This window comes from Pseudomonas sp. MYb327 (assembly GCF_040438925.1).
GTDB lineage: Bacteria > Pseudomonadota > Gammaproteobacteria > Pseudomonadales > Pseudomonadaceae > Aquipseudomonas.
Map to the genome: position 1 here is coordinate 2,139,400 of NZ_CP159258.1, position 24,173 is coordinate 2,163,572.

General features: G+C 61.3%; 18 protein-coding genes. 17 read left to right on the plus strand and 1 reads right to left on the minus strand.

The annotated features are described in order from the left end of the window. Positions 1-83: 83 nt before the first annotated feature. The gene (locus ABVN21_RS09570; RefSeq protein ID WP_339553718.1) at positions 84-2,045 is read right to left on the minus strand and encodes an FAD-dependent oxidoreductase; all 1,962 of its coding nucleotides are present in this window, start codon (positions 2,043-2,045) and stop codon (positions 84-86) included. Between the two features lie 197 nt (positions 2,046-2,242). Here ABVN21_RS09570 and ABVN21_RS09575 point away from each other — a divergent pair, with 197 nt between their 5' ends. The 17 genes from ABVN21_RS09575 to ABVN21_RS09655 all read left to right on the plus strand — a co-directional run bounded on the left by ABVN21_RS09575 (position 2,243) and on the right by ABVN21_RS09655 (position 24,114). Then, complete coding sequence (locus ABVN21_RS09575) at positions 2,243-3,028, plus strand: class II aldolase/adducin family protein (protein ID WP_339553719.1); 786 nt, start codon at positions 2,243-2,245, stop codon at positions 3,026-3,028. Between the two features lie 278 nt (positions 3,029-3,306). Continuing rightward, positions 3,307-3,954, plus strand: coding sequence for a TetR family transcriptional regulator C-terminal domain-containing protein (locus ABVN21_RS09580; protein ID WP_053159046.1), 648 nt, complete (start codon positions 3,307-3,309; stop codon positions 3,952-3,954). Between the two features lie 92 nt (positions 3,955-4,046). Continuing rightward, on the plus strand, positions 4,047-4,763 hold the full coding sequence (locus tag ABVN21_RS09585) for a response regulator (protein ID WP_339553720.1): 717 nt from the start codon (positions 4,047-4,049) through the stop codon (positions 4,761-4,763). Between the two features lie 5 nt (positions 4,764-4,768). Next, positions 4,769-5,542 carry a transporter substrate-binding domain-containing protein gene (locus ABVN21_RS09590; RefSeq protein ID WP_339553721.1) on the plus strand — a complete coding sequence of 258 codons (774 nt, stop codon included), beginning with the start codon at positions 4,769-4,771 and terminating at the stop codon, positions 5,540-5,542. After that, a complete protein-coding gene (locus ABVN21_RS09595; RefSeq protein ID WP_339553722.1) occupies positions 5,539-7,800 on the plus strand; it encodes an ATP-binding protein in 2,262 nt (753 codons plus the stop codon). The genes ABVN21_RS09590 and ABVN21_RS09595 overlap by 4 nt, the downstream gene beginning before the upstream one ends. Before the next feature lie 208 nt (positions 7,801-8,008). After that, positions 8,009-9,421, plus strand: coding sequence for an amino acid permease (locus ABVN21_RS09600; protein ID WP_339553723.1), 1,413 nt, complete (start codon positions 8,009-8,011; stop codon positions 9,419-9,421). A gap of 315 nt (positions 9,422-9,736) precedes the next feature. Further along, positions 9,737-10,528, plus strand: a complete 792-nt coding sequence (locus tag ABVN21_RS09605; RefSeq protein WP_339553724.1) for an enoyl-CoA hydratase-related protein — start codon at positions 9,737-9,739, stop codon at positions 10,526-10,528. Between the two features lie 44 nt (positions 10,529-10,572). Next, positions 10,573-11,733, plus strand: coding sequence for an acyl-CoA dehydrogenase family protein (locus ABVN21_RS09610; RefSeq protein WP_339553725.1), 1,161 nt, complete (start codon positions 10,573-10,575; stop codon positions 11,731-11,733). A 17-nt stretch (positions 11,734-11,750) separates the two neighbouring features. Further along, entirely contained in the window at positions 11,751-13,850 is a 2,100-nt protein-coding gene (locus tag ABVN21_RS09615) for an acetate--CoA ligase family protein (protein ID WP_339553726.1), read from the plus strand. 10 nt (positions 13,851-13,860) lie between these two features. Then, a complete protein-coding gene (locus ABVN21_RS09620; RefSeq protein WP_339553727.1) occupies positions 13,861-15,468 on the plus strand; it encodes a 5-guanidino-2-oxopentanoate decarboxylase in 1,608 nt (535 codons plus the stop codon). 29 nt (positions 15,469-15,497) lie between these two features. Next, entirely contained in the window at positions 15,498-16,688 is a 1,191-nt protein-coding gene (locus ABVN21_RS09625; RefSeq protein WP_339553728.1) for an aminotransferase class I/II-fold pyridoxal phosphate-dependent enzyme, read from the plus strand. Beyond that, a complete protein-coding gene (locus ABVN21_RS09630) occupies positions 16,681-18,096 on the plus strand; it encodes an aldehyde dehydrogenase family protein (RefSeq protein ID WP_339553729.1) in 1,416 nt (471 codons plus the stop codon). The genes ABVN21_RS09625 and ABVN21_RS09630 overlap by 8 nt, the downstream gene beginning before the upstream one ends. A 99-nt stretch (positions 18,097-18,195) precedes the next feature. Then, positions 18,196-19,797 (plus strand): ABC transporter substrate-binding protein, encoded by a 1,602-nt coding sequence (locus tag ABVN21_RS09635; RefSeq protein WP_339553730.1) that lies wholly within the window; start codon positions 18,196-18,198, stop codon positions 19,795-19,797. Positions 19,798-19,954: 157 nt separating this feature from the next. After that, on the plus strand, positions 19,955-20,914 hold the full coding sequence (locus ABVN21_RS09640; RefSeq protein WP_339553731.1) for an ABC transporter permease: 960 nt from the start codon (positions 19,955-19,957) through the stop codon (positions 20,912-20,914). Positions 20,915-20,917: 3 nt separating this feature from the next. Beyond that, the gene (locus tag ABVN21_RS09645) at positions 20,918-21,745 is read left to right on the plus strand and encodes an ABC transporter permease (protein WP_339553732.1); all 828 of its coding nucleotides are present in this window, start codon (positions 20,918-20,920) and stop codon (positions 21,743-21,745) included. A 2-nt stretch (positions 21,746-21,747) separates the two neighbouring features. Next, positions 21,748-23,394, plus strand: a complete 1,647-nt coding sequence (locus ABVN21_RS09650) for an ABC transporter ATP-binding protein (RefSeq protein WP_339553733.1) — start codon at positions 21,748-21,750, stop codon at positions 23,392-23,394. A gap of 9 nt (positions 23,395-23,403) precedes the next feature. Continuing rightward, positions 23,404-24,114, plus strand: a complete 711-nt coding sequence (locus ABVN21_RS09655) for an NAD(P)H-dependent oxidoreductase (protein ID WP_339553734.1) — start codon at positions 23,404-23,406, stop codon at positions 24,112-24,114. The last annotated feature ends 59 nt before the right edge of the window (positions 24,115-24,173 follow it).

A 24,173-nucleotide genomic window follows, 5' to 3' on the forward strand; every position in this document is an offset into this window, starting at 1 on the left:
CGGTGAACACGCGTTTCGCTCACAAGCATCGCTGGCAAGCCAGCTCCTACAAGGTATTTGAAAGCCCCGGAGTATAAACAGGCTCAAAGCTCCCAGGCGACTTTCAGCCCTTCATAAATCGCTTCTTCGGCGGTGCGCGGTGCAAGGCAATCGCCGATGCGCCGGAATTCCACCAATCCTTGCAACTCAGCGCCCAGGGTATCCACCGGCTGATGCCCCTGGCACAACACCAGCGTATCGATATTTTCCAGCAGCATCGGTTCGCCACTGGCGGTGTGCTGCAGGTAGACGGTGTTGTCGTCGCAGCCGTACAAGCGCGCATAAGGCGTGATCGGGATGCCGAGTTTGTGTAACTCGCCGACCAGTTGATCACGCACGTATAGCGGCAGGTTTTCCCCGCAATGGGTGCCGTTGACCGCCAGTTGCACTTGATGCCCGGCGCGGGTAAGGCGCTCGGCAATACCGGGGCCGATCCAGTCGCAACGCCAGTCGACCACCACCACCGAGCGACCGATCTGTACCTCGTCGCGCAGGATTTGCCAGGCATCCACCACCTGCAATTCACCACCGCGTTCGAAGTTCGGCCAGTAAGGTTCGGCACCCGTGGCGACGATCACCATGTCCGGTTTTTCCTGTTCCACCAATGCGCGGTCGACTCGGGTATTGCGCACCACACGTACGCCGGCCAATTCCATTTCCCGTTGCAGATTGGTGCTGGCACCGCCGAATTCGCTGCGGCGCGGCAGCAATTGCGCCAGCAGCACTTGCCCGCCAAGTTGTGAACTGGCTTCGTACAACGTCACGTCGTGGCCACGTTGGGCTGCGACGGCGGCGGCTTTCATCCCGGCCGGACCACCGCCGGCAATCATGATGCGCTTGCGATGGGTCGTCGCTTGGCGCTGGCCGAAGATCAGCTCGCGGCCGGTTTCCGGGTGTTGGATACAGGAAATCGGCAAGCCCTTGTGAAAGTGTCCGATGCACGCCTGATTGCAAGCGATGCAGGCGCGCACATCTTCGACACGGCCGGTGTCGGTCTTGTTGGGCATCTGTGGATCGCAGATCAGCGCGCGGGTCATGCCGCACACATCGGCCTGACCGCGCGCCAGCATCAACTCGGCTTCCTGGGGCTGGTTGATGCGTCCGGTGACGAACAATGGAAGGGTCAACCCGGCCTTGAAGGTGCCAGCCTCCTTGGCCAGGTACGCCGCTTCGATCGCCATCGGCGGCACGATGTGCACAGCACCGCCCAACGACGCCGAAGTGCCGGCGACGATGTGCACATAGTCGAGTTGTGGTTGCAGCGATTGCACGGCGGCCAGGGATTCGTCTTCGGTCAGGCCTTCGGGGTCACGTTCGTCAGCGGAAATGCGCAGGCCGATGATGAATTGTTCATCGGTCGCGGCGCGGATGGCGGCAATGATTTCGCGCAGGAAGCGCAGGCGCTGTTCCAGTTCGCCGTTGTAACCATCGGTACGGCGGTTGACCCGCGGATTGATGAACTGCGCCGGCAGGTAGCCGTGGCTGGCGACCACTTCGACGCCATCAATCCCGGCCTGATACAAGCGTCGGGCGGCGGCGGCATAACCCGCGACAATCTCGTCGATCATCGCTTGATCCAGCGCCCGTGGCATCACCCGGAAACGCTCGTTGGGCACCGCCGACGCGGAGTAGGCCACCGCCAGCAGGCCATCGCTAGACTCCATGATTTCCCGCCCCGGATGAAACACTTGCGACAGCACCACGGTGCCGTGGGCATGGCAGGTTTGCGCGATTTTGCGGTAACCCTCGATGCAGGCGTCGTCGGTGGCCATCAGCACGTGGGAGGTATAGCGCGCGCTGTCATGCACGCCAGCCACCTGCAGCACGATCAGCCCGACACCGCCTTCGGCACGCGCCTGGTGATAGGCGATCAGTTGCTCATTGACCAGGTTGTCGGTGGGCATCGAGGTGTCGTGACCACTGGACATGATGCGGTTCTTCAGGCGCTTGCCACGGATCTGCAACGGTTCGAACAGGTGTGCAAAGGCTGGGGTCGTGCTCGACATGGGGCGGATACTCCGGGCGGGCTGAAGCCGAAAGACGGGGTTTCGGCGTTGTTATTATTGTTCTATAGAAATTTACCCGCAGTAAAAAATCAACTTGTTTTTTTACTATCGGTTGGACTAGCGTGATTCGGTCGCTGGACGATTTAACGGGCCAGCCTTAATGTCTGCGCAGCCGATCAGCCTGGAGAATTACAACAATGAACGAGATCGCCACCCACCTGACTGCGCGCAGCGCCACCGAACAGCGCCTGCGTGAAGAACTGGCGGCCTGTTATCGCTTGATTGCGCATTTCCGCATGACCGACCTAATTTTTACCCACATCTCGATGCGTATTCCGGGGCCGGAACATCATTTTCTGATCAATCCGTATGGGTTGATGTTCGAGGAAATCACCGCTTCGAATCTGGTGAAGATCGACCTGAATGGCCACGCAGTGGAACCGTCGCAGAATCCAGTGAACCCGGCCGGTTTTGTCATTCACAGTGCCATTCACGGTGCCCGTGAAGATGCGCAATGCGTGTTGCACACTCACACCAAATCTGGCTGTGCCGTCGCCGCGTTGAAGTGCGGTTTGTTGCCGGTGAATCAAATTTCCATGGAGTTCTACGGTCGGGTCGCTTACCACGACTACGAAGGCGTGGCGCTGGACATGAGTGAACAACAGCGGCTGGTGCAGGACCTGGGCGACAAACCGGTGCTGATGTTGCGCAACCACGGGTTGCTGACGGTTGGCGAAACCGTGAGCCAGGCGTTTTTGCGCATGTATTACCTGGAGAAGGCTTGTGAAATCCAACTGGCCGCGCAAGCTGCCGGCGAGTTGGTGCTGCCATCCCAAGAGGTTTGCGCGCACACCGAGCGCCAGTTCAACGATCCAGGGCGGCCGCTGGATGACGGTGAGCTCAGCGATCCGGATGCCATGCAGTTGGCGTGGGCGGCGATGTTGCGGTTGCTGGAAAGGGTGGCGCCGGGGTATCGGGACTGACCGGAGCCCTGTGTTGAGTCGGCTGACGCCATCGCTGGCAAGCCAGCTCCTACAGGGGATGGATGGTGTACACAAACCAAAAATACGGTAGGAACTGGCTTGCCAGCGATCGCGCTGTGTCAGACCACAGGGATGTTGAATGGGCGAGGCTTCATCGCTGACAAGCCAGCTTCTAGTGGATTACACCAGACTGGAGACATGGCGGGTTCTTGCTGTACAGTCGTTCAGCTCGCATCCCAATCGTGAGCCCCATGATCGAATCCAGGAGCGTGTCGCCCATGAATCAGGAAGCCCGTTTTTCCCGCATGGAACCGGAGTTGCGTAAGGCCAATCTGATCGAGGCGACGCTGGTGTGCCTAAAGCGCCACGGTTTCCAGGGTGCGTCGATCCGCAAGATTTCCGCCGAGGCGGGCGTTTCGGTAGGGCTGATCAGCCATCACTATTCCGGCAAGGACGAACTGGTCGCCGAGGCCTACATGGCGATCACCGGGCGGGTCATGACCTTGCTGCGCGACGCCATGGAACAAGCCGCGCCGAATGCCCGGGAACGGCTTTCGGCGTTTTTTCGCGGTTCGTTCTCCGCCGAATTGCTCGATCCGCAACTGATCGATGCCTGGCTGGCGTTCTGGGGCGCGGTAAAAACCGCCGAGGCGATCAACCAGGCGCACGATCATTCCTATGGCGAGTACCGCGGAATCTTGCGCAAGGTGCTGACGGAACTGGCACAGGAGGAGGGCTGGGAAAACTTCGACGCCGATCTCGCCGCCATCAGCCTCAGCGCTTTGCTCGACGGTTTGTGGCTGGAGTCCGGACTCAACCCCGGCACCTTTACTCCGGAACAAGGCATCCAGATTTGCGAGGCCTGGGTCGATGGGTTGCAAGCCGGCGGACGCCAACGCTTTTGCGGACAGACGAGCAGCTGTTGATCACCTGTTCAGCAGTAGCTACTCTCTGGCGCTGACGCAGCAAAACACTCTAATAAGAAATGCGCCTTCGGGCATTTGCAGGACTCCAAGTAATGACGCCTCGGGTACTGATCGTCGATGACGATCCGCTGATTCGTGAACTGTTGCACGCCTACTTGTCCCAGGAAGGCTACGAGGTGCATAGCGCCGCCACGGCGGAACTGGCCGAAAGCTTCCTGGCGAGCCAGACCGTGGACCTGGTCATGCTCGATATCCGCTTGCCGGGCAAGGACGGCCTGACCCTCACTCGCGAACTGCGAGTCCGCTCGGAAGTCGGGATCATCCTGATCACTGGGCGCAACGATGAAATTGACCGTATCGTCGGCCTTGAATGCGGCGCCGATGACTACGTGATCAAGCCCCTCAACCCGCGCGAACTGGTGTCCCGGGCGAAAAACCTGATCCGCCGGGTTCGTCACGCGCAGACGCCGCCACCCGTTGCAGCTGTCTCAAAACCGGTCAAGCAGTTTGCCGGTTGGGCACTGGACACCGACCGCCGTCGCCTGATCGATCCCGCGGGTAGCGAAACCCTGCTGACCCACGGCGAATACCAACTGCTGAGCGTATTCCTGCGCAACAGCGGCCACACCCTCAGTCGCGACCAGTTGATGGACCAGATCCGCAACCGCGAATGGGTCCCTAACGACCGCTCCATCGACGTGCTGGTGGGCCGCTTGCGCCGCAAGTTGCACGACGACCCAGCCGAGCCGCAGTTGATCATCACCATCCACGGCGCCGGTTACCTGTTCACTGCCAGCCTGGCGGCGTGACCGTTGTGCGGCGATTGCTCTGGCTGATGCTGGTGCTGCTGGCGGGCAATACACTCGCGGCAGAAAAGGTGCGCTATTGCGACTATCCGGTGTACCCGCCAATTTCCTGGAGCGACGGCAAGCAGGTACGTGGTCTGGCGCCCAGCGTGGTGCAAAAGCTCTTCGGCGAACTGGGCTACGAAGTCGAGATCGTGGTGTTGGGCAACTGGAAACGTTGCCTGATCGACGTCGCCGAAGGCCGGGTCGATGTGGTGCTGGCTTACAGCACGGCGCAACGGGAACAGAGCATGCTGTTCTCCACGGTGCCGGTGCTGCGCGAAGAGGTCGCGCTGTTTATCAATCGCCAGCATCCGGTGAAGTTCGAGCGGCTTGAAGATCTGGCCAACTACCGTGGCGGACTGCTGTTTGGCGAAAGTTACGGCGTGGAGTTCGATCGCATGGTCGCGCAAAACAACAACATCGAATGGGTCTCGGACAGCCGCCAGAACTTCGGCAAGCTGATTCGCGGGCGCATTGATTTCATCACCCAGGAGCGCCGCACCGGGCAGTTGTACATCGAGAACCTTGCGGGGGCCGAAGACTTGGTGGCGCTGCCCAAGGCTCTGAGCGTGGACTATCTGCGGGTAGCTGTTTCGCGTCTTTCGCCACTGGCCAATCGAATGCCGGAAATCAATGCGCAATTACAGCGCATGGTTGATGCCGGCGACATCGAGCGCCTGCTCAATGAAAGCGAAGTCACCTACCGCGACATGATCAATCTGCCGGTGAACGCGCCATGATCCGCGCTCGACCCGGTGGTCTGTTGCGGCGCCTGCTGCTGTTCATTCTGTTGTTCAGCCTGTGCTTCACTGTGCTCGCCAGCACGGTGCAGTTGTATATCGAATATCGCCGGGAAATGCGCGAGATTGATTCGCGCATGGAGCTGATTCGCGCCGGCTATCTGGCAAGCCTGGAACGCAGTCTGTGGGATCTGAACCAGGAACAGTTGAACGTGCAATTGCGTGGCCTGGTGGATTTTTCCGACGTGGCGCGGGTGCACCTGACCAGCCCGGATTTCGACCTGTTGCAGGGGAATCCGGACCCGGTCGGGCCGTTGCGCGTCGAGCGTTTCACCTTGGACTACCAGCCACCGTCCGGCCCGACGCGGCATCTTGGGGAGCTGGAGGTCAGCACCGATCTGGGCGCGGTTTATCAGCGCCTGTACACCACGGGGTTGACCAGCCTGCTGTGGATGAGCGTTTTCCTGTGTGGCCTGGCAGTGGCGCTCTCCGGGTTGTTTTACCGATTGGTCACCCGTCACCTGCAAGTCATGGCCGATTTTGCCCGACGCATTGCCGCCGGTGAATGGCACGAGCCGTTGCGCCTGGAGAAGCATCGTGGCGTCTTTCAAGACGAAATCGACACCGTGGCCCACGCCCTCGACGACATGCGCCGGGCGATCCTGAGCGATATCGACCGCCGCGAGACTGATCGCCTGGCCTTGCAGGACAACCGCGATGAATTGGTGCGCATGGTCGAGCGTCGCACCGCCAGCCTGATGCGCGCCAAGGATGAAGCGGAAGCAGCGAACCAGGCCAAGTCGCGGTTTCTGGCAACCATGAGCCATGAACTGCGCACGCCGCTCAATGGCATCCTCGGCATGGCCGAATTGCTGCGCGGCGCGAGCCTGGACCGGCAAGACAGTAAACGCCTGGATGCATTGCACAAGGCCGGCGAAGGTTTGCTCTCGATCCTCAATGAAGTGCTGTATTTCGCCAAACTGGAGGAGGGCGTCAGTCAGCCGGAGCCCGTTGATTTTTCGCTTCGCCAGTTGCTCGACGAAGTCCTCACGCTATTGGAACCCAAGGCGCTGGACAACGACACGATTCTGCTTTGCCGGGTCGATCAGCGTGTGGCCGGGCAACATCACGGCGCCGAGCAGTTCTTGCGCCAGGTCCTGAGCAACTTGCTGGCCAACGCGATCAAGTTCACCGAAGGCGGGGAAGTCAGCGTAGAAGTGGCGCTGCTCGTGCAGCCGGAAAGTCAGATCGGGCAATGCCTGCGGGTGAGCATCTCGGACAACGGCATCGGCATTGCGCCGGCCATGCAGGCGAAGATCTTCGAACGCTTCACCCAGGCCAGTGAAGAAGTCGCGCAGCGCTTTGGCGGCACCGGATTGGGGTTGGCGATCTGCAAGCATCTGGTGGAGAAGATGGGTGGCCGTATTGGCGTCAGCAGCGAAGTCGGGCAGGGCAGTTGTTTCTGGTTTGAACTGACGTTGCAGCCGGCCAGCGGTGTGAATGACGTGACACCGATTCAAGCGGCGGGCCCGGCGCTGGAGATTCTGGTGGTCGAAGATGTGGCGCTGAACCGAGAAGTCGCCGAGGGTCTGTTGCAACGGGACGGGCATCAGGTGTGGTTGGCCGAGGACGCTGAACAAGCGTTGGTCCTATGCGCTACGCGGACCTACGATCTGATTCTGCTGGATGTGCATTTGCCGGGTATGAGCGGCGTCGAGTTGTGCAAACAGATCCGCAGCCACGACGGACCGAACCAGCAAACGCGGATATTCGCCCTGACCGCCAGCGTACAACCGGCGCTGGTGCGCGGGTATCTGGACGCGGGCATGGATGGCATCCTGGCCAAACCGTTGAAACTGCAAAATCTGCGTCAAGTGCTGGCGGGGCAGGCGACTGCCGTCGAGTCGGAGCTGGGCGACGAATCGATGGACTGGCCATTGCTGCAAACCCATCGCACCTTGCTCGGCGAACAAAAAGTGCAGGGGTTGCTGACGGTGCTGCGCGATTCGATCCTGCAACACCGCGAAGCACTGAGCGAAGCCATTGAAGCCGACGACTGCACGGAAGTTGCGCAACTGGCGCACCGATTGGCCGGCAGCTGCGATTCACTGGGCTTTCGGGCGTTGGCGTCGGTATTGCGAACGCTGGAAACGGCGGCGTTGGGTAGCGATGAATGCGCGATCCGCTCGCTGCTGCCGTCCGTTCAAACGCATGTAAAGCATTCGCTGCACACCCTGAAAGGCCTGTTGCAGAGCTGACGTACAGTTTTGTTACGACTTTCTACAACTTCGATCTTTACGTACAACTCGGCCTTACATCGCTTTCCAATAATCGACGCAACCGCCGCAGCGCGGTCTTCGAAGCTTATTGGAGATAATAATAATGAATTGCCGTAAAGCTGATCCTTCCCTGCGCCGTGACGTCCTGTCATGCGCTGTACACCTCTCTGACTGCTGAGGTGACGACATGAGCGAAAACATCGACCGTAAGGGCATCCAACTGACCCGCGCCCTGAAGAGCCGGCACATTTTCATGCTGTCGCTGGGCGGCGTGATCGGCACCGGGTTGTTTATGGGCTCCGGCGTGACCATCAATCAGGGCGGCCCGGTCGGGGCGATTCTGGCGTATCTGGTCGCCGGATTCCTGATGTACCTGGTGATGGTCTGCCTCGGCGAACTGTCGGTGCAGATGCCGGTTTCCGGTTCGTTCCAGACCCACGCCACCAAGTTCATCGGGCCCGCCACTGGCTTCATGATCGGTTGGGTGTACTGGATGAGCTGGGCCACCACCGTCGGCCTGGAGTTCACCGCAGCGGGCATGTTGATGACGCGTTGGTTCCCGGCAGTGCCGATCTGGTATTGGTCGGCGTTGTTTGTGGTGGTGCTGTTCGGCATCAACGCGATGGCGACCCGTGCTTTCGGTGAGGCGGAATACTGGTTCTCGGGGATCAAGGTTGCAGCCATTCTGGGTTTCATCGTGGTCGGCGTGCTGGTGATCTTCGGCGCAATCCCGCTGACCAGCGGCGCACCGGCGCCGATGATGAGCAACCTGATCGGCGACTCGCTGTTCCCCAACGGCATGTCCGCCGTGTTCGCGGTGATGATGACCGTGGTCTACGCCTTCCAGGGCTGCGAGATCATGGGTGTGGCGGCCGGCGAAACCGATCAACCGGAAAAAAGCATCCCGCGCGCCGTGCGCAACGTGGTGTTCCGCGTGCTGATCTTCTACGTGCTGGCGATCATCGTGCTGTCGGCCATCGTGCCGTGGCAGCAGGCAGGGCTGATGGAGAGTCCGTTCGTGCAGGTGTTCGACATGGTCGGCATTCCGTTTGCGGCTGACCTGATGAACTTTGTGATCCTCACGGCGATTCTCTCGGTGGGTAACTCCGGCCTGTACGCTTCGACCCGTATCCTCTGGGCGATGTCGAAAACCGGCATGGCGCCCAAGAGTCTTTCGCCGCTGAGCAAGCGCGGCGTGCCGTTGCGTGCCTTGAGCATCACCTTGTGCTTCGCGTTGGTATCGCTGATGACCAGTTTCGTCGCGGCCGACACGTTGTTCATGGTGCTGATGGCGGTGAGCGGTATGTCCGGCACGGTGACCTGGATTGTCATCGCATTGGCGCAATACAAGTTCCGCAAAGCCTACCTGCGCGATGGCGGCAAACTCGGCGACCTGAAATATCGCGCGCCATGGTTCCCGGTGTTGCCGCTGATGTGCATCACCCTGTGCTGCTCACTGTTCGTGTTCCTGGCACTGGATGAAACCCAACGGCCGTCGTTGTACTGGGGCTTCGGGTTTATCGCCCTGTGCTATGGCGCGTACTTCCTGTTCCATCGCAAACGTGAGGCCGAGCTGGCGCCGAGTCTGCCGACGGTTTAACGACTTAACCCTGTGGGAGCGAGCCTGCTCGCGATAGCGGTGTATCAGTCAACAGAGATGTTGAATGTGATTCCGTCATCGCGAGCAGGCTCGCTCCCACATTTTTTTGTGACTGTAGCGAGTTGTTCGAAGTTGTAACAGCGCCAACGACTTACGTCCTCACTTCTAGAAATAACTCAATAAAACCAATGTGTTATCAAAATTTATAGCGTGTTACAGCTCATTGATTCGCCGATTGCCGCCTTACTGAACACTCGTTTAGTATGGCCGCAAGTCGCATCACCTCAAGACAAACAAAATAATTCGAGGACCCGCATGACTACTCACGATTCGCTGCTCAGCCAGGTCGAAGCAGGCGTTGCCTGGATCACCCTCAATCGCACCGCCCAGCGCAATGCGCTGGACATCCCGACCCTGAAAAGTCTTCACGCCTTGCTCGACGCGTTCAACGCCGATCCTGCTGTTCGGGTGGTGGTGTTGACTGGCAGCGGTCGCAGCTTCTGCGCCGGCGCCGACCTTGCCGAGTGGGCCGAAGCTGAAGCCCGTGGCGCACTGGAAACCTACGGCTGGACTGAAACCGCCCACGCCCTGATGACGCGTTTGCACAGCCTGGATAAACCGACTATCGCCGCCATCAACGGCACCGCCGTCGGCGCCGGGATGGACCTGACCCTGTGCTGCGACCTGCGCATCGCCGCGCAATCTGCTCGCTTCAAGGCCGGTTACACCAGCATGGCCTATTCCCCGGACGCCGGCGCCAGTTGGCATCTGCCACGGCTGATCGGCACCGAGCAAGCCAAGCGTCTGTTGTTCCTCGATGAATTGTGGGGCGCCGACCGCGCCCTCGACGCCGGTCTGGTCGGTGATGTGTGCGCTGACGATCAACTGTTGAGCGTCACCGGCGAACTCGCCGCACGCCTGGCTGGCGGGCCAACCTTTGCCTTTGCCCAGACCAAAAAACTCATGCGCGAAGGCGCCGACCGCAGCCTGCCCGAGCAACTGCAAGCGGAACTGGCCGCTGGCCTGTTGTGCGGACGCAGCGAAGACGGCAACGAAGCCCTGCGCGCCGCCATGGAAAAACGCCCGGCACGCTTTATCGGTCGCTAAGCCCCGGCAAACCTCTATCCGCACACGAACAACAGGTAGCATCCATGAATTTCCAACTGACCCAAGAACAAGAAATGTTGGTGGACTCGGTACGCAGCTTCGTCGAGAAGGAACTGCTGCCTTATGAAACCGAGGTCGATCGCGCCGATGAGGTTTCCCCTGAACTCGCCGCGCAGATTCGCGGCAAGGCGATTGCCGCCGGTTTCTACGCGTTCAACATGCCGGAAGAGGTGGGCGGTGGCGGTCTGGATTACCTGTCCCAAGCGCTGATCGAGCGTGAACTGTCGAAAGTTTCCTGGGCGCTGCACGTGTTCGTCGCGCGGCCTTCGAAGATCCTCATGGCCTGCACCGGCGACCAGATCAAGGACTACCTGTTGCCATGCATCCAGGGCGAGAAAATCGACTGCTTCGCGCTGACCGAACCGGGCGCCGGTTCCGATGCCAACGCGATCAAGACCCGCGCCGTGCGTGAGGGCGACGACTTCGTCCTGAACGGCAGCAAACACTTCATCAGCCACGCCGGGCATGCCGATTTCGCCATCGTCTTCGCCGTGACCGACACCTACGAACACAACGGAAAGAAACGCAACGCCGTGACCTCGTTCCTGGTTGACCGCAACACGCCCGGCATGACCATTCGCCGTGGGCCGAAGTGCGTGAGCAACCGTGGCTACCACACCTTTGAAATGTTCTTCGACGACTGCCGCGTTCCGGCCTCCAAAGTACTGGGCGAAGTCGGCAAGGGTTGGGAAGTGGCCAACGCCTGGCTGACCGCCGGACGGGTGATGGTTGCCGCCAACTGCGTCGGTCAGGCGCAACGGGCGCTAGACGTTTCGCTGCAATGGGCGGCCGACCGCAAACAATTCGGCCAGGCTATCGGCAACTTCCAGGGCGTGTCATTCAAGCTCGCGGATATGGCCACGCAAATCCGCGCCGCTGAACTGCTGACCCTGCACACCGCATGGAAAATGGACCAGGGCACCATGACCGATGGCGAGGCCGGCATGGCCAAGCTGTTCGCCAGTGAAGTGTTGGGCCGCGCGGCGGACGAGGCCGTGCAGATCTTCGGTGGCATGGGCCTGATGGATGAGAGTCCGGTGGAACGCATCTGGCGTAACGCGCGAATCGAGCGGGTCTGGGAAGGCACCTCGGAAATCCAGCGTCATATCATTTCCCGCGAACTGCTGCGGCCGCTGTTGCGCTGATCGCCCGGAGAATTCCTATGTCGCAGTCGATTCGTGACAACCTCAAACGCATGCTTGCGCCACGCCACGTAGCGTTTGTCGGTGGCCGCAGCATGGCCCGCGCCCTCAAGCGCTGTGCCGAAGGCGGTTATCTTGGGCAGATGTGGCTGGTCAACCCACAGCACGACAACCTTGAAGGCGTGCCCTGCGTACGCAGCATTGCCGAACTGCCGTGCGGGCCGGACGCGGTGTTTATCGCGACCAATCGCGACCTGACCCTGACTTGCGTCGCCGAACTGGCGGCCATCGGCACCGGTGGCGCCATTTGCTACGCCTCGGGTTTCGCTGAAACCGGCGCTGAAGGCCAGGCCCTGCAACAGCAACTGCTCGAAGCGGCTGGCAACATGGCGCTGCTCGGCCCCAACTGCTACGGACTGCTCGACTACCTGCACAGCTCCGCGCTGTGGCCTGTAGCGCACGGTGGCAAAGCGGTGGAGAAGGGCGTCGCGGTACTGACCCAGAGCGGCAACTTCGCCTACAACCTGTCCATGAGCGACCGCTCGCTGCCGGTTGCCTACATGGCTTCGGTCGGCAATCAGGCGCAATTGGGCGTGGCCGAATTGATGGACGTGTTGCTCGACGAGCCACGAGTCACCGCCATCGGCCTGCACCTCGAAGGTTTGAAAAACGTCCCGGGTTTCGCCCGCGCCGCGCACAAGGCGCTGGAAAAGGGCATTCCGATCATTGCCCTGAAAACCGGCGTGTCACAGATCGGCGCTGAACTGGCCTTGAGTCACACCAGTTCGCTGTCCGGTTCCGATGCGTTGTACGACGCGCTGTTTGATCGCCTCGGCGTCATCCGCGTCAGTGGCCCGGTGAGCTTCGTCGAAACCTTGAAAGCCGCGGCGTGTGGAAATCTTCCAGCCGGCAACAGTTTGATCGCACTGGCCTGTTCCGGTGGCGATGCCGGTTTGATCGCCGACTACGCCGAACGCAATGATTTGAGCCTTCCAAAACTCGACGACGGACAAGTCGGCGAACTGGCCCAGGTACTGCCGAGCTACGCCAACCTGGTCAACCCGCTGGACTTCACTACCGCCATTTGGGGCGACGGCGACGCCTTGAACCGCATGCTCGACAGTGCCCTGCGCACCCAAACTGATGCAGCGATGCTGGTTCTCGACTACCCGGCGGAGTTCACCGGCGAGCGCAAGGAATGCGACCTGCTGCTGGACCTGTACGGCAAGGCACTGGCGCGTCATGGCAAGACCGGTTTTGTCACGTCGGCGTTCCCTGAACTGTTGCCGGCCCACGCCCGTGAGCACCTGCATGCTCAAGGTGTGGCGGCCTTGCAAGGTGTTGAAGACGGCTTGGCTGCCTGGGGCCGCATCGCCGGTTATCAGCGCAACCGCCAGGCCTTGTTGGCCCTGGGCGAATCGGCCTTGGTGCCACTGTGCCCGCAAGCGCTGGAAGGTACAGGCCGGTTGCTCAACGAATGGGATTCCAAGCAGGCCTTGCGTGTGTTTGGTCTGCCTACCCCCAACGGCAAACTGAGTACCCCGGACCACGCACTGAAGGATGCCGAGGCACTGGGTTACCCGCTGGTGTTGAAAGCCGTCAGTGCGCAACTGCCGCACAAGACTGAAGCGGGCGCCGTGGCGCTGAACCTAAAGGACGGCGCGGCACTGAGCGCTGCCCTGGAAAAAATGCGCGCGAGCATTGCCGTGTACGCGCCCGGCGTGCCTTTTGATCAGCTGTTGCTCGAGCCCATGGCCAAGCCACCGCTGGCTGAATTGATTGTCGGCATCAAGCGCGAAAACGATTTCGGCCTGGCCCTGGTGATTGGCGCGGGTGGCATTTTGGTAGAGCTGCTCAAAGATAGTCGCAGCCTGCTGCTACCGACCACCAACGGCGCCATTCGTAAAGCCTTGCTCAGCCTGCGCAGCGCCCCGTTGCTGCAAGGTTTTCGCGGCCGTGAATCAGCAGATCTGGATGCGTTGATAACGGCAATCCGCGCCGTGGCCGACTACGCCTGCGAAAACGCCACGCAGTTGCTCGAACTCGATGTGAACCCATTGTTGGTCGGTGCCGATGGCACGACGGCGGTCGATGCGTTGATTCGCCTCGGCCATGAATGAGGAACTGAACATGCAAAGCAAATCCTTGACCGGTGGCCAGGCGCTGGTGCGCCTGCTAGCCAACTACGGCGTCGACACGGTGTTCGGCATTCCCGGCGTGCACACGCTGGAGCTGTATCGCGGCTTGCCCGGCAGCGGCATTCGCCACGTGCTGACTCGTCATGAGCAAGGCGCGAGTTTCATGGCCGATGGTTATGCACGAGTCAGCGGCAAACCCGGCGTGTGCTTCGTCATCACCGGCCCCGGCGTTACCAACGCCGCCACCGGTATCGGCCAGGCCTATGCCGACTCGATCCCGATGCTGGTGATTTCCAGCGTCAACCACACGGCCAGCCTCGGCAAAGGGTGGGGCATCCTCCACGAGTGTCAGGATCAGCGAGCCATGACCGCGCCGATCACCGCGTTCTCCGCCGTCGCCTTGACCGCCGAAGACCTGCCGGAACTGATCGCCCGTGCCTATGCAGTGTTCGACAGCGAACGTCCGCGCCCGGTGCACATCTCGGTGCCGCTGGATGTGTTGTCGGCACCGGTCGCCCGGGACTGGAGCAACGACGTGGTGCGTCGCCCGGGTCGCGGCACGCCAGCGGCGACTGCGCTGGATGAGGCAGTGGCCAAGCTGCACAGCGCCAAACGACCAATGATCATCGCGGGTGGCGGCGCCCTGAATGCCGCTTCAGAGCTGCAAGAAATCAGCACCCGGCTGGCCGCGCCACTGTTCACCAGTGTCGCCGGCAAAGGCCTGCTGCCACCGGACGCACCGCTAAATGCCGGTTCGTCCCTGTGTGTGGAACCGGGCTGGAAGCTGATCTCCGAAGCGGACGTGGTGCTGGCTGTCGGCACCGAAATGGCCGACACCGATTTCTGGCGCGAACGCTTGCCCCTCAACGCCGAGCTTCTGCGAGTGGACATCGATCCGCGCAAGTTCAACGACTTCTACCCGTGTGCCGTGGCGCTGCACGGTGACGCACAGCAGACACTGGCCGCCTTGCTGGATCGCCTGTCGCCGGAGGCCCGCGACGCCGGTGCAGCGATTGCCAAAGTGGGCGCACTGCGTGAAGCCATTCAGTCCGGCCATGGCCCGCTGCAATCGATTCACCAGGCGATTCTGCAACGCATCGCCGCCGAACTGCCGGCCGACGCGTTTATCAGCACCGACATGACCCAACTGGCCTACACCGGCAACTACGCCTTCGCCAGTCAAGCCACTCGAAGCTGGTTGCACCCGACCGGTTACGGCACGTTGGGCTACGGCTTGCCCGCCGGGATCGGCGCCAAGTTCGGCGCACCGCAACGACCAGGCCTGGTGCTGGTGGGTGATGGTGGATTCCTCTACACCGCGCAGGAACTGGCGACGGCGGTCGAGGAACTGGACAGCCCATTGGTGGTGTTGCTGTGGAATAACGACGCGCTGGGGCAGATTCGCGACGACATGATCGGCCTGGATATCGAGCCCATCGGCGTGCTGCCGCGCAACCCGGATTTCGCGGCATTGGGTCGCGCATTCGGTTGCACCGTGACGCAGCCGCAGAACCTCGCGGAACTGCAAACCGACTTGCGCCACGGCTTCAATCGCAACGGCGTCACCCTGATCGAACTCAAGCATGCCTGCGTTCGCTGACGTTCAACCTTTTTGGAAGGAATAGGGCCATGCGCTTTTCCGATCTGACTCAACGTATCGCCGGGGACGGCGCTGCCGCCTGGGAGATTCACTACCGCGCGCTGGCATTGCGCGAGCAGGGCCAGGACATTTTGCTGCTGTCAGTTGGCGACCCGGACTTCGACACGCCGCAACCGATCATCCAGGGTGCCATCGACAGCCTGTTGTCCGGCAATACCCACTACGCCGAGGTGCGCGGCAAGCGTGCCCTGCGCGAAGCCATTGCCAAGCGCCACCGGCAACGCAGCGGTCAACCCGTGTCAGCCGATCAAGTCACGGTGCTGGCCGGTGCGCAATGCGCGCTGTTCAGCGTGGCCCAGTGTGTGCTCAATCCGGGCGATGAAGTGATCGTCGCCGAACCGATGTACGTCACCTACGAAGCCGTATTCGGCGCGTGCGGCGCCAAAGTGGTGCCAGTGCCGGTGCGTTCGGAAAACGGTTTCCGCGTGCTAGCGGAAGACGTCGCCGCCCGAATCACCCCGCGTACCCGCGCACTGGCACTGAACAGCCCGCACAACCCGTCCGGCGCGAGCCTGCCGCGCAGCACTTGGGAAGCCTTGGCCGAACTGTGCATCGCTCACGATCTGTGGCTGATTTCCGACGAGGTCTACAGCGAGTTGCTGTTTGACGGTGAGCACGTCAGCCCGGCGAGTTTGCCGGGCATGGCCGAACGCACCGCGACCCTCAACAGCCTGTCGAAATCTCACGCCATGACCGGTTGGCGCGTCGGTTGGGTGGTGGCCCCGCCATCGTTGTCCGCGCACCTGGAAAACCTTGCGCTGTGCATGCTCTACGGCTCGCCAGACTTTATCCAGGACGCCGCCGTGGTCGCGCTTGAAAGCAATTTGCCGGAACTGGAAGCCATGCGCGAAGCCTATCGCCAGCGCCGCGACCTGGTGTGCGAGAGCCTGGCGGATGTTCCCGGCGTACGTGCGTTGAAACCCGATGGCGGCATGTTCGTGATGGTCGATATCCGCGAAACCGGGCTCAGCGCCCAGGCATTTGCCGACCGTTTGCTCGATCGCCACGGCGTCTCGGTATTGGCCGGTGAGGCTTTCGGTCCGAGCGCTGCCGGGCACATTCGCCTCGGTTTGGTGGTGGGGGCTGCGCCGTTGCGTGATGCCTGCCAGCGCATCGCCCGTTGCGCCGAAGAATTGATGGAGGCTCAGGTTCATGCTTAATCACAAGTCATTGTTTATCGATGGACGCTGGCAAACCCCGTCGGGGCAGGGCATCGCCGAGGTGATCAATCCGGCCACCGAAGAAGTGGCCGGCAGCGTGCCGCTGGGCGATGAGCGCGATGTGGACAATGCCGTGGCAGCGGCGCGCAAGGCTTTTGCTTCCTGGTCACGCACACCGTCCAGCGTGCGCGCCGGTTTCATCCGCGCGTTGGCGGAACAACTGAAATCCCGCGCTGATGAAATGGCCGCCGTCATCACCACCGAACTGGGCATGCCGGTGCAGTGGTGCCGTTCGGTGCAAGTGGACGGGCCGATCATTGGCCTGGAGCAATACGTCGAACTCGCCGGTTTGATGGACGAAGTGCGCGAAGTCGGCAACTCGCTGGTGATCCGCGAGGCGGTGGGTGTCTGCGCCTTCATCAACCCGTGGAACTACCCGCTGCACCAGTTGATCGGCAAACTCGCTCCGGCGCTGGCGGCGGGCTGCACGGTGGTGGTCAAGCCCAGTCAGGAAACGCCACTGCATGCGTTCCTGTTGGCGCAAATGATTGAAGCGATCGGCTTGCCCGCCGGGGTCTTCAACCTGGTCAGCGGACCGGGTTCGAAGGTCGGCGAAGCGTTGGCCAGGCACCCGGACGTGGACATGGTGTCGTTCACCGGTTCCACCGGCGCCGGTGTGCGGGTTGCCCAAGCGGCCGCGCCTTCGGTGAAACGCGTGTGCCTGGAACTGGGCGGCAAGTCGCCGCTGTTGATTGCCGAAGACGCGGATCTGGCGGCGGCTGTGCGCTACGGCGTGCAGGACGTGATGATCAACTCCGGGCAGACCTGCACCGCGTTGACCCGCATGCTGCTGCCGGCCAGCCGTTATGCCGAAGCGGTGGAACTGGCACTCGCTGAAACCCTGAGTTTGCGCATGGGCGATCCACTCGACCCGCAAAGCTTCCTTGGCCCGATGTGTTCGGCGGGGCAACGGCGCACCGTGCAGGATTATATTCGCGTGGGTCAGTCCGAAGGCGCACGCCTGTTGTGTGGGAGTGATTCGGCACCGGCATTCGAACGCGGCTACTACGTCACTCCGACGCTGTTCGCTGATGTCGATAACCGCATGCGCATCGCCCAGGAAGAGATCTTCGGCCCGGTGTTGTGCCTGATTCCCTACGCGGATGAGGCACAGGCGATCCAGATCGCCAACGACTCGCCGTTCGGTCTGTCCAGCGGTGTCTGGGCCGGCGGCGCCGAGCGTGCGTTGCAACTGGGCCGACAGTTGCGTGCGGGCCAGTGCTTTCTCAACGGTGCGGCCTTCAACTATCAGGCGCCGTTCGGTGGCTATAAACAATCCGGCAACGGACGTGAATGGGGGGAAGAGGGGCTCAACGAATTCGTCGAAGTGAAGGCGATCCAGGTGTGACGGTTAACGCTTCAAAGGATGTTTGCACCGGGCCATGGCCCGGTGTCTTGCGTGGTTTTGAACGGGTATTTCCTTAGCTTTTTGATCAGAGGCAATGCAATGAGCGATAACAAAAACAAGATTACTCAAGCGAACCATGAATTCAGCTTTGCGCGTCGCGACTTTCTCAAGTACAGCGCTGCTGCGGCCGCGGTGGCCGGCGCGTTCTCCATGGGCCTGCCCTATGGCGCCATGGCTGCCGAGGCCACGCCAAAACCCGGTGGCATCTTGCGCCTGGGCCTGGCCGGTGCCAGCACCACCGACTCGAAAGACCCCGGTTCCTGGGTCGATACCTTCACCTTTGTCGGTTTCTCGGCGATCTATAACACCCTGACCGAAATTGCCGTCGACGGCACGGCGATCCCTGAGCTAGCCGAAAGTTGGACCTCGACCCCGGACGCGCGGGTCTGGACCTTCAAGTTGCGCCAGGGTGTGACCTTCCACAACGGCAAGACCCTGACCGCCGACGATGTGGTCGCCTCGATCCAGCATCACCTCGGCGAGAAATCCAGCTCGGCGGCGAAAACCGTGTTGGGCGATGTCGCCAAGGTCAGCGCCAATGGCAGCGACAGCGTGGTGTTCGAGCTGAAATCCGGCAACGCCGACTTCACCTACGTGGTCGCCGATTACCACCTGGTGATCATGCCGAGCAAGGACGGCGTGCCGGACTGGCAGGCCGGTGTTGGCACGGGTGGTTATCGTCTCAAGGATTTCGAGCCGGGTGTGCGCATGACCCTGGAACGCAGCCCGGACTACTGGAAAGCGGGGCGCGCGCACTTCGCCGGCGCCGAACTGATCGCCATTGGCGACGGCGCCGCTCGGATCAACGCGCTGGTCACCGGGCAGGTTGACGTGATCAACAAGGTTGACTTGAAAACCGTGGCACTGCTCAAGCGCAACCCGAACCTGGTCATCGAAGAAACCAAAGGCGCGCAGCACTACACCTTCCCGATGCTCACCGACAGCCAGGCGTTCCAGAACAACGACGTGCGCATGGCCATGAAGCATGCGATCAACCGCGAGACCCTGTTGGCCTCGGTGCTGTACGGCTATGGCCTGGTGGGCAACGATCACCCGATCCAGCCCGGCAGCCGCTTCATCAACACCGCCCTGGAACAACGCACCTACGACCCGGACAAGTCGCGCTTCTACTTGAAAAAGGCCGGCCAGGATTCGCTCAAGGTGCGCCTGCAAGCCTCCGACGCAGCGTACAGCGGCGCGGTGGATGCGTCGGTGCTGTTCAAGGAACAGGCGCGTGCGGCAGGGATCGACATCGATGTGGTGCGCGAACCGGCCGACGGTTTCTTCACCAACGTCTGGATGAAGCAACCCTTCACCACGTCGTTCTGGTACAGCAGCCTGACCGCCGACCGCATGTTCAGTATCGGCTACGCCAAAGGTGCGGCTTGGAACGAAACCCACTGGGACAATCCGCGTTTCAATCAACTGCTCAACGCCGCCCGCGGCGAGCTGAACGACCCGCTGCGCCGCGAGATGTACAACGAAATGCAGGCGCTGTGCCGCGATGATGGCGGGGCAATCGTGCCGTTGTTCGCCAGTTCGGTGGCGGCGCGTTCCAACCGCGTCGCTCACGGCGGACAAACCGCGCCGTATGGTGAATTGGATGGCCTTCGGGTGATTGAGCGCTGGTGGCAGGCGTAATACTCGGAACGATGGAAATCCTCTGTAGGCGCTGGCTTGCCAGCGATGGCGGCCTGAAATCTTGCACTGACGATGAAGACGCCATCGCCGGCAAGCCGGCTCCTACAGTTTGTCATTCGCAGTTGTTGCCAACGTGCCCAATTCAAGGAACTGCACGATGAGAAGTATTTTCAAGCTGTTAGGTCAGCGCCTGGCATTGGGGCTGTTATCGCTGTTGGCGGTATCGGTGATTATCTTTCTGGCGGTCGGCATGCTCCCGGGCGACATCGCCCAGGCCATGCTCGGCCAATCCGCCACCCCGGAAACCGTGGCAGCATTCCGCGCTCAATTGGGCCTGGACATGCCGCCACTGACCCGATTCGGGCACTGGATGTGGAACCTGCTGCAAGGTGACCTCGGCGTGTCGCTGGCCAACCAGCGGCCGATCGCTGACCTGGTCGGCGCGCGTTTGGCCAACACCTTCAGCCTGGCAGTGCTGGCGGCGCTGGTATCGGTGCCATTGGCATTGTTACTGGGGATGCTCGCGGCGTTGTATCGCAACAGTTGGTTCGACCGTTTGCTCAATACTTCGGCGCTGAGTGCGGTGTCGTTCCCCGAGTTTTTCGTCGCTTACATTCTGATCCTGGTGTTCGCGGTGAAGCTCAACTGGTTCCCGAGCATTTCCAATCTTTCGCCGAACGCCTCGCTGGGTGAAGTGCTGGAACGCTCGGTACTGCCGGTGGCCACGCTGAGCCTGGTGGTGATCGCGCAGATGATGCGCATGACCCGCGCCTCGCTGATCAATCTGCTGGCCAGCCCCTACATCGAAATGGCCCGGCTGAAAGGCATCAGCCAGTCGCGGATCATCTTCCGTCACGCCTTGCCCAATGCGCTGGCACCGATCGTCAACGTGGTGGCGCTGAACCTCGCTTATCTGGTGGTGGGCGTGGTGGTGGTCGAAGTGGTGTTTGTCTATCCGGGCCTTGGCCAATTGCTGGTGGACTCGGTGGCCAAGCGCGATATCCCGGTGGTGCAAGCCTGCAGCCTGATCTTCGCTGCGACCTACATCCTGCTCAATACCAGCGCCGACGTGCTGTCGATTGCCAGTAATCCACGCCTGATGCATCCAAAGGGGTAGACCATGACCTTGCTTAAACAATTGGTCCGGGCGCCGCTGAGTGCCAAATTCGGATTGCTGGTAATCGTTGCGTACATTTTGGTGGCGCTGTTCGCCCCGGTATTGGCGCCGTATGGTGAAACACAGGTGGTGGGCGAGGGGTTCGCGCCGTGGGGCGGGCAGTTCCTGTTGGGCACCGATAATCTTGGGCGCGACATGTTCAGCCGCCTGGTCTACGGCGCGCGCAATACCTTGGGCATTGCCTTCCTGACCACCGTGTTGGCGTTCCTGCTCGGTGGCCTGAGCGGTCTGGTCGCCGCGATCAAGGGCGGTGCGATCGATCAGGGACTGTCGCGGGTAGTGGACATCTTGATGGCAATTCCGCAACTGATCTTCGCCTTGCTGATTCTCAGTGTGGTCGGCACCACGGCGACGTCGTTGGTGTTGGTGATCGCGCTGCTGGATGCCACCCGAGTGTTTCGCCTGTCTCGAGCGGTGGCGATGAACGTGGTGGTGCAAGACTTCGTCGAAGCGGCGCGCCTGCGCGGTGAAGGCCTGTGGTGGCTGGTAACCCGCGAAGTGCTGCCGAACGCGGCGGCGCCATTGATTGCCGAGTTCGGGCTGCGGTTCTGCTTCGTGTTCCTGTTTATCAGTGCGCTGTCGTTCCTCGGCCTCGGCATTCAACCGCCCACCGCCGACTGGGGCAGCATGGTGCGCGACAACGCCGTACTGATCACCTTCGGCGACATCAGCCCGTTGCTGCCCGCCCTGGCCGTGGCGTTGATCACGGTCAGCGTCAACTTCGTCGTCGACTGGATGCTGCACAAATCCAGCGGCCTCAAGGAATGCTGAACATGACGACATCCAAACCTTTGCTGGAAATCCGCAACCTGCACATTGAAGGTCATTACGAGGATGCTTGGCATCCGCTGATCAAGGGCATCGACTTGACGCTGCAACGGGGCGAGGTGCTGGGGCTGATCGGTGAGTCGGGCGCAGGAAAATCGACCCTCGGTTTGTCCGCCATGGGCTACACCCGTGACGGCTGCAAGATTACCGGTGGTTCTGTGCATTTCGATGGCATCGACCTGCTGAATGCCAAGCCCGAAGCTCTGCGCAAGTTGCGCGGTTTGCGTATTGCGTACGTGGCGCAAAGTGCGGCGGCTTCGTTCAACCCGGCCCATCGGCTGATTGACCAGCACGTCGAAACAGCGGTGAAGAACGGCGGCATGAGTCGTGCCCAGGCCATGGCCGAAGCCGTGGAGCTATATCGCGTGCTGCGCCTGCCCAATCCCGAGCAGATCGGCCAACGGTATCCGCACCAGGTCTCCGGCGGCCAGTTGCAACGGGTCATGACCGCCATGGCGATGGCCTGCCATCCGGACCTGATCATCTTCGACGAACCCACCACCGCGCTGGACGTCACCACCCAGATTGAAGTGCTGGCGGCGATTCGCGACGCGGTGAAGACCTACGGCAGCGCAGCGATCTACATCAGCCACGACCTGGCAGTGGTGGCGCAGATGGCCGATCGGATCATGGTGCTGCGCCACGGCAAACTGGTGGAAGAGGCCGAGACCCGCAAGATGCTTGGCGATCCGCAGGAGGATTACACCAAGTCGTTGTGGGCGGTGCGCAGTTTCCGTACCGAGCCCAAGGCGTGTCCGCAGCAGGAACAACCGCTGCTGGAACTGCGCAAAAGTTGCGCCAGTTACGGTCAGCAACCGGTGCTGCATGACGTTTCGCTGAAGTTGTATCGCGGCCAGACCCTGGCGGTGATCGGCGAGTCGGGGAGTGGCAAAAGCTCCACGGCGCGGTTGATCACCGGTTTGCTGCCACCGACTCATGGCGAGGTGCTGTATGACGGCCAGCCGCTGCCGGCGGACTTTCGTCAACGCAGCAAGGAGCAGCTGCGGCGTATCCAGATGATTTATCAGATTCCCGATACCGCACTGAACCCGCGTCAGCGCATCGTCGATATCATCGGCCGGCCGCTGACCTTTTATCTGGGGCTCAAGGGCAAGGCTATGCGGGCGCGGGTGGCTGAGTTGCTGGAGATGATCGAACTCGATCCGGCGGCGTTCATGGAGCGTCAGCCCCGGGAATTGTCCGGTGGGCAAAAACAGCGGGTTTGCATCGCCCGAGCGCTGGCCGCCGACCCGCAATTGATCATCTGTGACGAAGTGACCTCGGCCCTCGATCAATTGGTGGCCGAAGGCGTGCTCAAGCTGCTCAACCGCATTCAACAACAACTGGGTGTCGCGTACCTGTTCATCACCCACGACGTCGCCACCGTGCGGGCGATTGCCGATGAAGTGCTGGTGATGCAACGGGGCAGGGTGGTCGACCACGGCTCGCGCAGCCAGATTTTCACCCCGCCGCATCAGGATTACACCGGGCTGCTGTTTTCGTCCGAACCACAAATGGACCCGGACTGGCTCGACCAATTGCTGGCCAGCCGCGCGACCGCAAACTCATCCAATACGCTGGAAAAAGTCTAAGGAATCACCATGAAAGTATTGATCGTCCACGCTCATCCAGAGCCACAGTCCTTCACCGCCGCCCTGCGTGACCAGGCGATTGCGACGCTTGAAGCCCAGGGCCACGAAGTGCAGGTCAGCGACCTGTACAAAATGAGCTGGAACCCGGTGGCCAGCGCCGACGACTTCTCGTCGCGGGAAAATCCCGAGTACCTGGTCTATGCCCTGGAACAACGTTTGGGCGTGAAGAGCCAGTCGCTGGCGGCAGACATTCAGGCCGAACTGGACAAACTGCTGTGGGCCGATTTGCTGATCCTCAACTTCCCGATCTTCTGGTTCTCCGCGCCGGCCATGCTCAAGGGCTGGATTGATCGGGTGCTGGTGTCGGGGATTTGCTATGGCGGCAAGCGTTTTTATGACCAGGGTGGTTTGGCTGGCAAGAAGGCGCTGGTGACAGTGACGTTGGGCGGGCGTGAGCACATGTTCGGGGAGGACGCGATTCATGGGCCGTTGCAGGACATGTTGCGTCCGATCTTGCGCGGGACGCTGGCCTATGTTGGTTTCGATGTGCTGGAACCGTTCGTGGCGTGGCATGTGCCGTACATCAGTGATGAAGCGCGCCAGCAGTTTTTGGTTGATTACGACCAGCGCCTTCAACACCTGAGCGATGACCAGCCGCTGGTGTTCCCGAAGCTCTCGCAGTTTGACGAACAGCTCTATCCGCTGCCTGCACAGGTCTGATCAACGCCACAAAACCTGTAGGAGCAAGCTTGCTCGCGATGAGGCCGGCACATCCAACA